This is a genomic window from Streptomyces sp. NPDC051740 (assembly GCF_044453165.1).
Taxonomy (GTDB): Bacteria; Actinomycetota; Actinomycetes; order Streptomycetales; family Streptomycetaceae; genus Streptomyces; species Streptomyces atrovirens.
This window is the reverse complement of record NZ_JBITCL010000015.1, coordinates 20437-34767: the sequence shown is the minus strand read 5'-3', so window position 1 is coordinate 34767 and position 14331 is coordinate 20437. Positions and strand designations below refer to the sequence as shown.

The following is a 14331-nucleotide window of genomic DNA, read 5'->3' as shown; positions in this document are numbered from 1 at the left end:
GCCTAAGCGCCCCCGGACCCCCGGTGGGCCTGGGTGATCAGATCGATGGCGACCTCGAGGACGGCCTTGCGCTTCTCCTCGGGGTCGCTTTCGACGTCCTGCAGGACGTGCATCCCCGCGTGCATGGTGAACAGGGCGCTGACGCAGCGCACCTGGTCGACCAGGTCGGCGTCCGGGTCCATGAGGATGTCGCGCAGCCCGAGCATGCGGGTCTTGAACATCTCGCCGATGCGCAGCTCGCGGATCGTGGCCTGGTTCTCCTGCATGAAGCGGAAGAGCGGGGCCGCGCCCGCCAGTGCCTCGCTGTACCGGCGGATGATCTCCTGCTTGGTCTCCAGCGAGTGCGGCTGTTGCCGCCCCCACTCGATCAGGTCCTCGATCGGCCGCGAGAGGTCCTCGAAGATGCCGACGAGGATCTCCTCCTTCGTCTTGAAGTGGTAGTACAGCGCCGCCTTGGTGACGTCCAGGTGCTCGGCGATCTCGCGCAGCGACGTCTTCTCGTAGCCCTGCTCGGCGAAGAGTTCGAGGGCCACGTCCTGGATGCGCTGGCGGGTGTTCCCGCGGCGCCGCTGTCTGGTGCCGTCCATGGTGCCGCCCATCCTCCTACTCGACCCCTCTTGACGAAAACTTACTTGACGACCGGCTAGTTACGCGACTAGCTTCCCAGTGCGGTGAACTAGCCGGTCGGCAAGTAAGTAGCAGTGGTCACGCGACCGTGGCCGGGGGAGAAGGAATCATGGCGGACACACCAGCGGCGGGGGCCGTGGAGACGGACACCGGCAAACAGCCGAAGAGCGTGCGGGTGGTCCTGCTCGCACTCATGATCGCGATGATGCTCGCGATGCTCGACAACATGATCATCGGTACGGCGATGCCGACGATCGTGGGCGAGCTGGGCGGACTGGAGCACCTGTCCTGGGTGGTCACCGCCTACACCCTGGCCACCGCGGCCTCCACCCCGGTCTGGGGCAAGCTCGGTGACATGTACGGGCGCAAGGCCACGTTCATGACGTCCATCGTGATCTTCCTGATCGGCTCCGCGCTCAGCGGCATGGCCCAGGACATGGGCCAGCTGATCGCCTTCCGAGCGGTGCAGGGTCTGGGCGCCGGCGGACTGATGGTCGGCGTCATGGCGATCATCGGCGACCTGATCCCGCCCCGGGAGCGCGGCAAGTACCAGGGCATGATGGCGGCCGTGATGGCGCTGGCGATGATCGGCGGACCCCTGGTCGGCGGCACCATCACCGACAACTGGGGCTGGCGCTGGGCCTTCTACATCAACCTGCCGCTCGGCGCGATCGCGCTGGCCGCCGTGGGCGCCGTACTGCACCTGCCGAAGAAGCGGGCCGAGGCCGGCATCGACTACCTCGGGGTCGCGCTGCTGACCGTCGGCATCACCGCCGTCGTGCTCGTCACCACCTGGGGCGGCACGGAGTACGCCTGGACCTCCGCGCGGATCATGGAGCTGATCGGGCTCGGTGTCGCGTCCCTCGTGGGCTTCGTGTTCTGGCAGACCAGGGCCGCCGAGCCGGTGGTGCCGCTGCACATCTTCCGCAGCCGCAACTTCACGCTGATGTCCGTCATCGGCTTCATCACCGGCTTCGTGATGTTCGGCGCGACGCTCTTCCTGCCGCTCTACCAGCAGTCCGTGCAGGGTGCCTCCGCCACCAACTCCGGCCTGCTGCTCCTGCCGATGCTCGGCGCGATGCTGGTCACCTCGATGGTGGCGGGCCGGGTCACCACCAACACCGGCCGGTACAAGATCTTCCCGGTGCTCGGCAGCGCGCTGATGATCGTCGGCCTGTACCTGCTGTCCACGATGGACACCGGGACCTCCCGGTTCACCTCCGGTGTCTTCATGGCCGTGGTCGGTCTCGGCATGGGCTGTCTGATGCAGATCACCATGCTGGTCGCGCAGAACAGCGTCGAGATGAAGGACATGGGCGTGGCGTCCTCGTCCACCACCCTGTTCCGTACCCTCGGCTCCTCCTTCGGCGTCGCGATCATGGGCGCGCTGTTCAACAACCGCGTCCAGGACGGCATGGCCGATAAGGCCGGCTCGCTGGGCTCCAAGGTGACCGAGCAGTCCGCCCAACTGGACGCCGCGAGCCTGGCGAAGCTGCCGGAGGCGGCCCGCGAGGCCTACCAGCACGCGGTGTCCTCGGGTACCCACTCGGCGTTCCTCCTGGGCGCCGTGATCGCGGTGCTCTCGCTGGCGGCGGCGGTCTTCGTGAAGGAGGTCCCCCTGAAGGGCGCGGGCCCGCAGAAGGACGGCTCCGGTGACGGCGCCCCGGCACCGATGGCGGTCACCGAGCCCGTCTGACCCTCCTCCAGGGCGGCACGAAGGCCCCCGGCGGCGCACCCGCGCTTCCGGGGGCCTTCCCCGTACGCCGGACCGGACCCGTTGCCGGACCCCCGTGCCACCATCGGGCGCACGGACAGGGCGCGGCAGCCGAGGCCGGCCAAGGACGCGATGGACCGGGACCGGGCCGACCCGGACCTCGACCCGGCCGCGAGCGCCGCGCACGCCGGACACTCGCGCCACCACTTCATACACGCCTTCAGGGAGACCCACGGCGAGACACCGGGCCAGTACCCCACGCACCGCCGGATCGAGCGCGCCGAGGACCCGCTGCGCACCGCGAACCCGTCGGTGACGGAGATCTGCCACCCGGCCGGTTTCAGCAGCGTCCCCGATCGGCTCAGTGATCCCCACGGACAAGGACCGGTCCTGCTGAACCACCCCGCTACTGCGTCGGCATGGGATAGCTCCCGGTGTTCGTCGGTGCGTGTTCGGGCAGCCACAGCACGGCGACCGCGCCCTCGGCCGGCGCGTCGTCCGGGGCCCCCGGCGGCCGTACGTTGCGGAAGGTCAGCCGCGCGCCCAGCACCCGCGCCTGCCCCGCCGCGATGGTCAGGCCCAGCCCGTGGCCGCGGCCGGCCCGGTCCGCGCTGCCGGTGCGGAAGCGGCTCGGCCCCTCGGCGAGCAGCGCCTCGGGGAAGCCGGGCCCGTGGTCGCGGACCCGGATGACCCGGCCCTCGACGGTGACCTCGATGGGCGGCCTGCCGTGCCGGGCGGCGTTGGCGAGCAGGTTGAGCAGCACGCGCTCCAGCCGCCGCGGGTCGGTGGTGACCTCCGACTCGTGCACCACCCGCACGGTGACGTCCGGGTCCTTCGCCGCCACCCGCCGGGCGACGAACCCGCCCAGCAGGATGTCCTGCAGTTCCGCCCGCTCGGAGGCGCTGTCCAGCCGGGCCACCTCCAGGACGTCCTCGACGAGGGTGCGCATCGCCTTGGCCCGGTCCAGCACCAGCTCGGTCGGCCGGCCCGGCGGCAGCAGTTCGGCGGCGGTGAGCAGGCCGGTCACGGGGGTGCGCAGCTCGTGCGCGATGTCGGCGGTGACCCGGCGCTCGGCCTCCAGCCGCTGCCGCAGCGCGTCCGCCATGGCGTCCACCGCGCTGGCCAGGTCGTCGGTCTCGTCGCGCACCACCCCGCCGATCGCCTCGCGCACCCGGACGTCCGTCTCGCCCTTCGCGACCCGGTTGGCGGCCGTGGCCGCCTTCCGCAGCCGCCGCGACAGATGCCCCCCGATGAGCACCCCGAGCGCGCTGCCGCCCAGCACCACCGCGATGGAGCCGATCACCAGGGCCTGGTCGAGGTCCTTGAGGATGTCCGAGCTGCGGTCCGTGAAACCGGAGTGCAGCGACATCACGTGCCCGTTCTTCAGCGGCACCGCCGCCCAGATGTCCGGCGCCCCGCCCGGCCGGTCCGCCACATAGGTCGCCCGCCGGCCCCCCTCGGCCTTCTCCCGCAGCTCCTCCGGCAGCTCCGGGTCGTCGATCTTGGTGTTGGGGAAGTTCAGCCGCCCCGACAGCTCGTAGTTGCGCTGGGCGATCATGACGCGCTCGTCCGCCAGGTCGCGCGCGTTGTCCAGCATCGACACCCGGGCCGCGTTGTGCACGACCAGGCTCAGCGCGACCGCCACCAGCGCCCCGACCAGCGCGATGGCCGCGCTGAGCTTCCACCGCAGACCCGTACCTATGCCCACCCGGTCGACGCACGCCGCCACCAGGCGCCGGAAATACCCGCGCATCCGCTTCGCTCAGGCCTTCAGCTTGTAACCGAAGCCGCGGACCGTCTCGATACGGTCCTGGCCGATCTTCGTACGCAACCGCTGCACATGGACGTCGACGACCCGCGTGTCACCGCCCCAGCCGTACTCCCACACCCGCTCCAGCAGCTTGTCGCGGGAGAGCACGGTGTTCGGCGCCGCCGAGAACTCCAGCAGCAGCCGCATCTCGGTCGGCGTCAGCGCCACCGGCCTGCCCGCCCGGCGCACCTCCATGCCCCCGGTGTCGACCTCCAGCTCGCCGAACGCCAGCACACCCCCGTCACCCGGACCGTCCGCGTCCTCCCGGCCGCCGTTCGCGCGCCCGAAGCGGCGCAGCACCGCGCGGATCCGGGCCACCAGCACCGCACTGTCGAACGGCTTGGTCACATAGTCGTCGGCGCCCGCCTCCAGGCCCAGCACCACGTCGATGGCGTCGGCCCGCGCCGACAGCATGATCACCGGCACCGTCGACTCGTCCCGGATGCGCCGGCACAGGCTCACCCCGTCGAGCCCGGGCACCATGACGTCGAGCAGCGCGATGTCGGGACGGTCCGTGCGGAACGCCTCCAGGCCCGACAGCCCGTCGGGCATCGCGGTGACCGCGAAGCCGTCCCGCTCCAGGGTGAGCTGGGTGGCCTCACGGATGACGTCGTCGTCCTCGACGAACAGGACGTGGGTCTGGTCTGCCATCCCGGTGCTCTCAGTCCTCGTGTGATCTCGGGGTCGGTGCGCGCGTGTTCTTCTCGTTCACCCCACGGACGCGGGGGCCGCGCCGCGGGTTCACCCGTTCATCGGCCCGGAGGGTCCCATCGGTTCACGACGTGAGCCATGTCTCAGCTCCCGGGCGCCGGTGTCGGCTCCGCGCCGGCCACCTGCCCGTAGTCGTTGTGCGTGCGGTACTTCTCGGCGAACCGGCCCGAGTCCCAGCGGTACGTGATCACGTTCTCCCCGGACGGGCTCGACACCGGGTCGCCCCGGTCGTACACCTGCTTGGTCACCACCAGGTCCCCGCGGTCGATCTCCGCGTACACCGGGGGCTCCTCGGCCGAGAACACGTTCACGTACGCGCCACCCTGCTCGCGGTACACATACGTGCCGACACCCACCGCGTCCCCGCAGGTCAGCACGTTGACGACGATGTCGTCGACGGCTCCTCGGGTGAGGTTGCCGTAGCTCACGTCGACGGGGTACTGGTCGGCGACGCACGGCTGCAGTTCCCGCTTGACCTCCGCCGAGACCTCCGGGTCGGCCTTGACCAGCCGGACCGCGTCCGCCCGGTCGGGGGTCCGCGAGGGCTCGGCCGACGCCGCGGCGGCGGGGGCGCTCGCCACGGAGTCCACGTGCGCCGGGCCCTCGTCCCGCGCGCCGGTGCCGCCCGTGCCGCAGCCGGCGACGAACAGGACGACGGCGGCGAACACGGCCGTCACCGTGGTCGCCGCCCTGGCGGTGGTCCGGGCCCAGGTGGGCCCCGCGCCGGTCAGGCCGCGCAACGCTCCCGCTCCTCACGCTCCAGCGCGCGGGCGTCCAGATCGCGCGCCTGAAGCTCCTCGCGGAGCCGGGCGAGCGCCCGGTGCAGGGTGCTCTTGACCGTTCCGGCCGACATGCCGAGGGCGGCGGCCGTCTCCTCCGTGGACATCTGCTCCCAGTGTCGCAGCACCACGACGCTGCGCTGCTTCGGGGCGAGGACCTTCAGGATGTCCATCAGCAGGGCGCGGTCGGCGTGCTGCTCGGTGGAGTCGTCCACACAGGCGTCCGGGAGCTGCTCGGTGGGCACCTCCTCCAGCTTGCGGGCCCGCCACCACTCCGTCCGCGTGTTGATCATGACCCGGCGCAGGTAAGCGTCGGCCAGCCGCTTGTCCTCGATGGTCTCCCAGCGGCCGTACGTCCGGGCCAGCGCGGTCTGCAGCAGGTCCTGCGCGTCGATGGGGTCCGGGACCAGACGGCGGGCGCTGCGCAGCAGTGCGTCCTGCCGGGTGCGGACGTACTCCTCGAACGCGAGGACCTCACCCCGTACCTCGCCCCGCGCCATGTCCCGCGCCATGTCCTGCGCCATGGTGAACCGCCTCCCGCTCCCCGTGTCCGGCCCGCTCGCGCGAGCCGGTGGTACCGCCTGTGATCCGTCGTCGTCGTGCCCTTGTCGAGCACGTGATCGACGGTACGGAGGCGTTGTCACGGCGTTGTCCGAGGAAGCCTGCGGGAAGCGCTCGGCTGTCCGTCGGTTGTGTAACGGAAGGAGGAGCGGGGTAAAGCGGGCGGTCGATCGGGGCGGGTGCGGGCCGGTATGTCCCGCCGTGCCGATGGGGCGTGTGTGAAACGGCTGTACGCGACGTCGGACGGGTGTGTGAACCGGCTGTATCCGGTGTCAGGTCATCGGCAGCCGGTACAGGCCGCCCGGCAGCGGCTCCACCAGACCGTCGGCGACCAGGCCGTCCAGCGCGCGGGCCCGCTGCACCGGCTCGTGCCACACCCGGTCCAGCGCGGCCTGCGGCACCGCGCCGTGCGCCTCCCGCAGCACGGCCAGCAGCCGCCCGCGGACCTGACGGTCCGTGCCCGCGTACGTCTGGCCCCGGCGCGGCGGACCCTCGTGGGCCGGCTTGCCCGCCAGCCGCCACGCGCACTGCGCGGCGATCGGGCAGCGCTGACACGACTCGTTCTTCGCCGTGCACACCAGCGCGCCGAGCTCCATGGAGGCGGCGGCCCACCGCGCGGCGGTCGGGGCGTCCTCCGGCAGCAGGGCGCGGGCCAGCCGGCGCTCGGCGGCGGTGGTGGCGTTCGGCGGGTACTGCGCACCGGTGACCGCGCGGGCGAACACCCGGCGCACATTGGTGTCCAGCACCGCGTGCCGCTGCCCGTACGCGAACGACGCCACCGCCGCGGCCGTGTACTCCCCGATGCCGGGCAGCGCCAGCAGCTGGGCGTGGTCGGCCGGTACGTCGCCGCCGTGCCGCTCCGTTATGGCGACGGCGGCGCCGTGCAGCCGGAGCGCGCGGCGCGGGTAGCCGAGCCGGCCCCAGGCGCGGACCGCCTCACCGGGCGCCTCCGCGGCGAGGTCGGCGGGGCGCGGCCAGCGGGCCAGCCACTGCTCGTAGACGGGCAGCACCCGGTTCACCGGGGTCTGCTGCAGCATGAACTCGCTGACCATCACCCCCCACGCACCGGCCTCCGGACGCCGCCACGGCAGGTCCCGGGCGTGCTCGTCGAACCAGTCGATGACGGGGGAGTGCAGCGGCTCACCGGGAGCACGCTCGGACGCGGAATCGGCGGCGTTGCCGTACGGGGGCTTAGTGGGAGCAGTCATGGCCCCTCGATCCTCCCACGCCGGTGCCCGCCCGTGGTGGGAGCGCCACGGCGGAGGCCTCCCGCAGGGTGACGGCACACCTGACGATCGACGGCGGTGGCACACCCCCGTCCGCTTGTAGCGTCAAGGCCATGGAACGTGCCCGTCCCGCCGCGCTCGGCAAGGGCTGCCTGCTCTGGGCGGCCCTCGCCCTGCCCGCGGTCTGCGCCGACCGGATCGGGCTGAACGAGCCGCGTCCGCTCTGGCAGCAGCTCGCCGGACTCGGCGTGCTCACCGCCGCCACCGCCGTGGCCCGACGCCGCCCGGCGGCCGCCTTCGGACTGACGGCAGCGCTCGGCATCGCCGCCACGCCCGCGCTGTTCAGCGTCTCCTACGGCCCCGCCCTCGCGGTGTTCGCGCCGCTGCTCGGCCTGAGGTCGCCCCGTACGGCCCCCGCGGCGCTGTGCCTCGCCGCCGTCGCCTGCGCCGGCGGCGTGAAGATCGCGCTCGGGACTCGATCCCGTCCCCTGGCATCCGCAAGGAATCCGCGGCGTTCACACCGGGGAAGAAGCGCATCCCGCGCCCGGACAACTGCGTCCGATAGAGCCGGATGAAGGCGAACGCGTGTGCCCCCCCATTCGCCGGTTGGGGCGATTGTGCGGGAAGAAGTATGCGGGTGTGCGGAGCTCGTACGTACGGTCAGTTGACCGGGAGTCGGTTGATCGGAACAGAGGCAGGGGGTGCGGGCTGTGGGGGAGGCGGTTGGGCGCGCTCGGTATATCCACCGGCTGCGGGTGTGGGCCACTGCCCGTGCGGGGTTGGAGAGGGGGAGTGGGGGCGGTGTCGGTGGCTGTGGAACGAGTGTGTGGCCCGTTCCAGGAGGGCCTACGCCGAGGGGGAGGAGTGCGGTCCGGCCCGGCTGGACCAGATGCTGACCCAGGCGCGCGGGATGACACCGTGGCCGGCTGAGAGTGCCTCGGTTCCGCAGCAGCAGATCATTCGTGACTTCGCCGCCTCCCGCACGAAGGCCCTGAAGGGCATCAGGGACCGGCTGCCGCTGCACAGGCGGGCCGGGCTGCCCCGGCACAAGAAGCGGCGCGAGACCGAACCGAGCCTGAACTGCACCCGGCGCGGCTTCCGCCTCAAGGACAGCCGCCTGCACTTGGCGGGCGGGATCGTCCTGACCGTGGTGTGGTCGCGTCCTCTTTCGGCAGAGCCTTCCTCGGTGCGGGTCTACCGCGACGGTGTTGGGCATTGGTATGCCTCGTTCGTCGTCCCCGCCCCGATCGGGCCGCTGCCGCCGACGGGCGCGGTCATCGGTATCGACTGGGGCGTGCGGGAAACGGCCACCACCACCTCCGACGCCCACGACCTCCCCCGTCCCCGCCATGGCAGGAAGGCGCAGGAGAAGCTGTCCCGCTACGACCGGATGATGGCCCGCCGCAAACCTAGGAGAGGGCAGGCGGCGTCGAAGGGGTACCGGGAGGCGAAGCGGTGGCGGGCGAAGACGTACGCGAAGATTGCCCGGCAGCGGCAGGACACCGCCCGCACGTGGGCGAAGAAGGTCGTGCGCGACCATGACGTGATCGCGGTGGAGGACTTCCGCCCGAAGTTCCTCGCCCGCACCAGCATGGCGCGCAAGGCGGCCGACGCCGCGATCGGCGCCACCAAACAGGCCCTGGTCGAGATGGGCCGCAAACACGGGCGGGACGTACGGCTCGTACATCCCGCGCACACCACCATGGACTGCGCCGGATGCGGAGCGAGAGCCAGGCACGCCCTGCCGCTGTCCGAACGCACCTACACCTGCACCGCGTGCGGAGCCGTCTCCCCTCGGGACAAGAACTCCGCCCGCGTGATGCTCGTCCGGGCAGGTCTGGACCCGGCTGGTGACGAGGGCACAAGACCTCCCGGAGCGCCGCTCCGGGAGGCAGCCTGAGCCAGAGCTCCCCTCACTTAAGGAGGGGAGCAGTCAACACCTTCTCCGAACGCGCCTACGTCGCCCGCGCCCTCGGCGGCGGCGCCACCGGCTTCCTGCTGAAGTCCGGCGACCCGTACGAACTCATCGCGGGCGTACGGGCGGTGGCGGGCGGCGCGGCCTTCCTGTCGCCCAAGGTGGCCCGGTACGTCATCGAGGGCCTCGGCGGGGCCGACGGCGGCGGCCGGCTCGCCCGGGAGGCCGAGGCGCGCGCGTGGCGGTGCTGAGCCCGCGTGAACGCGAGGTCCTCGGCCTGGTCGGGGCCGGACTGTCCAACCCGGAGATCGCCGCCCGGCTGCACCTCGTCGAGGGCACGGTGAAGGCGTACGTCAGCGCGGTCCTCGACCGGCTCGGCGTACGCAATCGCGTACAGGCGGCGATCGTCGCCTACGAGGCGGGCCTGGTGGCGGGCTGAACCCGCTCAGCGCCGCCGGTGCGTGGCGTACGGAGGCACCGCGCGGGCGACGGTTTCCGGCCCCGGCCCGGTGAACCACCGCGCGGTGGACGCCGACGAGGCGCGCATCGCCTCCGCGAGCCGGACCGCCGGTCGCGTGCCCAGTCGTACGACGGCGAAGGCGACGACCGTGCCGAGCAGCAGGCCTGCCGCCACGTCGTGCGGGTAGTGCACGCCGACGAACACCCGGGAGAACGCCATGAGCAGGGCCAGCGGGGCCGTCAGCCGGACGAGCGCGCGCCGGACCAGGACCAGTGCGAGGGCCGAGGCGCCCGCGATCGTGGCGTGGTTGCTCGGGAACGACCAGTCGCCGTGTGGCGGGCAATCCGCCAGCGACGGGGCGGCGCCGGTGACCGCCCGGCACGGACGCTCCTGAGTCACACCGGACTTGAGCACCTCACCACACACGTACGCCACAGCCGTGGCCAGAGGCGCAAGGACCGCTATCGCGAACGCGCGGGTGCCGGAGTGCCGTGCCCGCCACCAGCCGGCCACGAACAGCGCGACGAACACCAGCAGTCCGGCCTCCGTCCCGATCTCGGCCGTGTGCTGTACCCACGTCGGGGCGCCGTGCGCGTAGTCGGTGATGTCGCGGTAGAGCCCGCTGTCCACGAAGTCCATGGTCACGCACGGTAGGCGAGGCGCCGATACGGTCACACCCCGCGATCGTCGCGTGCCGTACCTGACGAAAGACAGGGGTCACAGGACCTTTACCGGAATGATGATCCGGAAAAGTTGGGCTCGGAGCGGCGGGTGGGACAAGCGAACGCGCCGATCTCTCGTACAGTTTGCGCCGTGGGATCTCTGCGCAATCCGGTCGGGCCGCTTCCCTCCACCATCTACTGGCGTCGGAGGGCCGTACTGCTGTCCGTACTGGCCCTGTTGGCGTTGTTGATCACCTGGGTGGTGGTCTCCGGCGACGGGGGCGGTGGCGACCGTGACAACGGGGCCAACGGCAAGAATCCCGCGCCGTCCATCACTCCGGGACCGTCGAGTTCGGGGCCGGCGATCAGTCAGGCGCCGGGCGGGCGCGACGAGTCGGGGTCCGGTGGATCCGACAGCGGGTCCGAAGGCTCGGGCGGCTCGGACGGCTCGTCGTCCGGTTCCGGCGACGACGGGGCCAACGGTGATCCCGCGGACTCCGGTGGCGGTGACGGTGGTGGTGCCGGGGGCAGTGCGGGCGGTGGTTCCGAGGGCGGTACGTCGGCGGGGGTCGGCGCGGGTGACGCGCTGCCGGCCGGATCGGGGTCCTCGCTGCCCAACTGCACGGCGAACGCGGTGAAGTTCACTCTGCGCAGCTCCCACAACTCCTACGAGCCCGGGCAGACGCCCACGTTCCTGCTCACCGCGCGGAACACCTCCGGCAGCGACTGCAAGGTCGATCTCGGGCCGGACAACGCGGTGTTGACGATCATTCCGGCGAGTGTCGAGGACGCGTACTGGGCGTCGGACGACTGCCCGAAGGGGGCACGGAGCCTGGTGTTCCGGGTGCCGGCGGAGGACAGCATCACGTACACCGTGAAGTGGGACCGCAAGGCGAGCGAGCCGGAGTGCGCGACGCCGAAGGCCGGCACGGCCGGCGCGGGGACCTACCTGGTGGAGGTGAAGGCACCGGGGTTCGAGAGGGTGCGGACGTCGTTCGTACTGAAGGCCGGTTAGCCTGCCGGGGGTGGGTTTCGCTCACCCGCGCTTGCGGGGTGCCTCTCCCACGCTCGGCTCCGCTCGCGCGGGAGGTGCCCCCACCGCCCACCCGTGCCGCCCTGGGGGTACCTTCCAGGCCCTTGAGGCCCTGGGGGAGGCACGACTGCCCGCGGTTACGGCCGTCCTAGACGTACCGCTCGAGGATCGAACTCTCCGCCAGCCGCGACAGCCCCTCGCGCACGCTCCGCGCCCGCGCCTCACCGACCCCGTCCACGGTCTGCAGATCATCCACGCTGGCGGCAAGCAGCTTCTGCAACCCCCCGAAGTGCTCCACCAGCCGATCGATGATCGCCCCCGGCAGCCGCGGCACCTTGGCCAGCAACCGGAACCCGCGCGGGGACACCGCGGAGTCCAGCGTCTCCGGCGATCCCGTGTAGCCCAGCGCACGGGCCACCGTCGGCAGCTCCAGCAGCTCCGCGTGCGTGAGCACGTTCAGCTCGTGCAGCGCCTCGTCGACCGTGCGGGAACGCTTGGCGGTGGGCTCGGGAACGTAGTCCCGTACGACCAGCTCGCGCTCCGGCTCCACGCCCGCGATCAACTCGTCCAGCTGCAGGGCGAGAAGACGACCGTCGGTGCCCAGTTCGACCACGTATTCGGCGATTTCGGTGGCGATGCGGCGCACCATCTCCAGCCGCTGCGCGACCGCCGAGACGTCCCGGACGGTCACCAGGTCCTCGATCTCCAGCGCCGACAGCGTGCCCGCGACCTCGTCGAGACGGAGCTTGTAACGCTCCAGGGTGGCCAGCGCCTGGTTGGCACGGGACAGGATCGCCGCCGAGTCCTCCAGGACCCGCCGGTGGCCGTCGACGTACAGCGCGATCAGGCGCATCGACTGGGAGACGGAGACGACCGGGAAGCCGACCTGCTTGGAGACGCGGTCGGCGGTGCGGTGCCGGGTGCCGGTCTCCTCGGTGGGGATGGTCGGGTCCGGCACCAGCTGGACACCCGCCCGCAGGATCTTGGACAGGTCGGAGGAGAGCACGATGCCGCCGTCCAGCTTGCACAGCTCGCGCAGCCGGGTCGCGGTGAACTCGACGTCCAGCACGAAGCCGCCGCTGCACAGCGCCTCGACGGTCTTGTCGGAACCGAGCACGATGAGACCGCCGGTGTTGCCGCGGAGCACGCGCTCCAGGCCGTCACGCAGCCCGGTACCGGGTGCCACGGCGCTCAGCGAGGCGCGCATCAGGCCCTCGGAGCCGGCACTCCCACCGGACTTTCCGGGAGCTGCTGCCCGGTCGTTGGCTGCCACTGCACTCCTCCGGTCGCAGGTTCTGGGGCGCCGTCGTTCCGCACACTCGGTTCGTACGGACGGGCGAGACCTGGGCAAAGTCTACCGGCGGTCCTCCTCGTCCCGTGGGGCCTCTCGTCGACGGGAGCGCGGAAGCACCCGCAGCGCGTCCCCCATGTCCGCCACTTCCAGCACCTTCATGCCCGGCGGGACCTTGCCCGGATCGGCCGGTACCAGGGCGTGCGTGAAGCCCAGACGGTGTGCCTCGGCGAGTCTGCGCTGGACACCCGTGACCCGTCTCACCTCACCGGCGAGGCCGACCTCGCCGATCGCGACCAGGTTCTTCGGCAGCGGGGTGTCGCTCGCCGCCGACGCCAGCGCGAGCGCGACGGCCAGGTCCGCGGCCGGCTCCGAGAGCTTCACGCCGCCCACCGTCGCGGAGTAGATGTCCCGTTTGCCCAAAGCGCTGATCCGGCCGCGCTGTTCCAGCACCGCCAGCATCATCGAGACGCGTGAGGTCTCCAGGCCGGACGTGGTGCGCCGGGGCGAGGGGATCTGCGAGTCGACCGTGAGCGCCTGCACTTCGGCGACCAGGGGGCGGCGGCCTTCCAGGGTGACGGTCAGGCAGGTGCCGGGGACCGGTTCGTCACGGCGGGTCAGGAAAAGTCCGCTGGGGTCCGCGAGGCCCGTGATGCCCTCGTCGTGCAGTTCGAAGCAGCCCACCTCGTCCGTGGTGCCGTAGCGGTTCTTGACGCCGCGCACCAGACGCAGGCGCGCGTGCCGGTCGCCCTCGAAGTGCAGGACGACGTCCACCAGGTGCTCCAGCAGGCGCGGACCCGCGATCGCGCCGTCCTTGGTGACGTGGCCCACGAGGAGCGTGGACATCCCGCGATCCTTGGAGGCCCGGATCAGCGCGCCGGCCACCTCGCGGACCTGGGCCATGCCGCCCGGGGCGCCGTCGATCTCGGGGGACGCCACCGTCTGCACCGAGTCCATGATCAGCAGGGACGGCTTCACCGCGTCCAAGTGGCCGAGCACGGCGGACAGATCCGTCTCGGCGGCGAGGTACAGGTGATCGTCGATGGCGTGGATGCGGTCGGCGCGCAGCCGGACCTGGCTCGCCGACTCCTCCCCGGTGACGTACAGCGTGCGGTGCTCCTCGCTCGCCGCCTTGGCCGCCACGTCCAGCAGCAGCGTGGACTTTCCCACGCCCGGCTCACCCGCGACCAGCACCACCGCGCCGGGCACCAGGCCGCCGCCGAGCACCCGGTCCAGCTCGGGCACGCCGGTGGAGCGGGCGGTGGCCTGACGGCCGTCGACCTGGCCGATGGGCAGGGCGGAGGTGGTGACCCGTCCGGGCGCCGTCGTACGGACCGCGGGCGCGCCGTACTCCTCGATCGTCCCCCAGGCCTGGCACTCGGGGCAGCGGCCGAGCCACTTGGCCGTCTGCCAGCCGCACTCGGTGCAGCGGTAGGACGGTCGGTCCTTGGTGGTCTTGGTACGGGCAGCCATGCGAAAACGGTAACGGCACGCACTGACAACGGGTCGTGCCCGCCCTCCCGGGGCCCCATGCCCCGGCCC

General features: G+C 71.9%; 12 protein-coding genes and 3 pseudogenes. 6 read left to right on the top strand and 9 right to left on the bottom strand.

The window, feature by feature from the left end; genetic code table 11:
* Positions 1 to 2: 2 nt before the first annotated feature.
* A complete protein-coding gene (locus ACIA6T_RS24085; protein ID WP_399448534.1) occupies positions 3 to 587 on the bottom strand; it encodes a TetR/AcrR family transcriptional regulator in 585 nt (194 codons plus the stop codon).
* Positions 588 to 736: 149 nt separating this feature from the next.
* Here ACIA6T_RS24085 and ACIA6T_RS24080 point away from each other — a divergent pair, with 149 nt between their 5' ends.
* Positions 737 to 2323 carry an MDR family MFS transporter gene (locus tag ACIA6T_RS24080; RefSeq protein ID WP_399448533.1) on the top strand — a complete coding sequence of 529 codons (1587 nt, stop codon included), beginning with the start codon at positions 737 to 739 and terminating at the stop codon, positions 2321 to 2323.
* 150 nt (positions 2324 to 2473) lie between these two features.
* A pseudogene (locus ACIA6T_RS24075) lies at positions 2474 to 2680 on the top strand (helix-turn-helix domain-containing protein); the annotation flags it as partial.
* A 67-nt stretch (positions 2681 to 2747) separates the two neighbouring features.
* On the opposite strand, the gene cseC reads toward ACIA6T_RS24075, so the two are convergent.
* From cseC to ACIA6T_RS24050, 5 genes are all read right to left on the bottom strand, one after another.
* The gene (gene cseC, locus ACIA6T_RS24070) at positions 2748 to 4094 is read right to left on the bottom strand and encodes a two-component system sensor histidine kinase CseC (RefSeq protein WP_399448532.1); all 1347 of its coding nucleotides are present in this window, start codon (positions 4092 to 4094) and stop codon (positions 2748 to 2750) included.
* Positions 4095 to 4103: 9 nt separating this feature from the next.
* Positions 4104 to 4802 (bottom strand): two-component system response regulator CseB, encoded by a 699-nt coding sequence (cseB, locus tag ACIA6T_RS24065; protein ID WP_399448531.1) that lies wholly within the window; start codon positions 4800 to 4802, stop codon positions 4104 to 4106.
* Positions 4803 to 4945: 143 nt separating this feature from the next.
* Positions 4946 to 5602, bottom strand: coding sequence for a hypothetical protein (locus ACIA6T_RS24060; protein ID WP_399448530.1), 657 nt, complete (start codon positions 5600 to 5602; stop codon positions 4946 to 4948).
* The gene (locus ACIA6T_RS24055) at positions 5590 to 6141 is read right to left on the bottom strand and encodes a SigE family RNA polymerase sigma factor (protein WP_399448636.1); all 552 of its coding nucleotides are present in this window, start codon (positions 6139 to 6141) and stop codon (positions 5590 to 5592) included. The genes ACIA6T_RS24060 and ACIA6T_RS24055 overlap by 13 nt, the downstream gene beginning before the upstream one ends.
* 333 nt (positions 6142 to 6474) lie before the next feature.
* Entirely contained in the window at positions 6475 to 7410 is a 936-nt protein-coding gene (locus ACIA6T_RS24050) for an A/G-specific adenine glycosylase (protein ID WP_352386349.1), read from the bottom strand.
* Between the two features lie 131 nt (positions 7411 to 7541).
* Here ACIA6T_RS24050 and ACIA6T_RS24045 point away from each other — a divergent pair, with 131 nt between their 5' ends.
* The 3 genes and pseudogenes from ACIA6T_RS24045 to ACIA6T_RS24035 form a co-directional block, all read left to right on the top strand.
* A complete protein-coding gene (locus tag ACIA6T_RS24045) occupies positions 7542 to 8003 on the top strand; it encodes a hypothetical protein (RefSeq protein ID WP_399448529.1) in 462 nt (153 codons plus the stop codon).
* A gap of 126 nt (positions 8004 to 8129) precedes the next feature.
* Positions 8130 to 9328 (top strand): annotated as a pseudogene (locus tag ACIA6T_RS24040) (RNA-guided endonuclease InsQ/TnpB family protein).
* A gap of 32 nt (positions 9329 to 9360) precedes the next feature.
* Positions 9361 to 9782, top strand: a pseudogene (locus tag ACIA6T_RS24035) (DNA-binding response regulator); the annotation flags it as partial.
* Positions 9783 to 9788: 6 nt separating this feature from the next.
* Here ACIA6T_RS24035 and ACIA6T_RS24030 read toward each other — a convergent pair.
* Positions 9789 to 10442 (bottom strand): phosphatase PAP2 family protein, encoded by a 654-nt coding sequence (locus ACIA6T_RS24030; RefSeq protein WP_399448528.1) that lies wholly within the window; start codon positions 10440 to 10442, stop codon positions 9789 to 9791.
* Between the two features lie 174 nt (positions 10443 to 10616).
* On the opposite strand from ACIA6T_RS24030, the gene ACIA6T_RS24025 reads away from it, so the two are divergent.
* Positions 10617 to 11480: a hypothetical protein gene (locus ACIA6T_RS24025; protein WP_399448526.1), complete on the top strand. Its 864-nt coding sequence runs from the start codon at positions 10617 to 10619 to the stop codon at positions 11478 to 11480.
* Between the two features lie 166 nt (positions 11481 to 11646).
* On the opposite strand, the gene disA is transcribed toward ACIA6T_RS24025, so the two are convergent.
* Together disA and radA are read right to left on the bottom strand one after the other, a co-directional pair.
* Complete coding sequence (gene disA / locus ACIA6T_RS24020) at positions 11647 to 12771, bottom strand: DNA integrity scanning diadenylate cyclase DisA (protein ID WP_399448525.1); 1125 nt, start codon at positions 12769 to 12771, stop codon at positions 11647 to 11649.
* Between the two features lie 81 nt (positions 12772 to 12852).
* Entirely contained in the window at positions 12853 to 14262 is a 1410-nt protein-coding gene (gene radA / locus ACIA6T_RS24015) for a DNA repair protein RadA (RefSeq protein WP_399448524.1), read from the bottom strand.
* Positions 14263 to 14331: the final 69 nt, after the last annotated feature.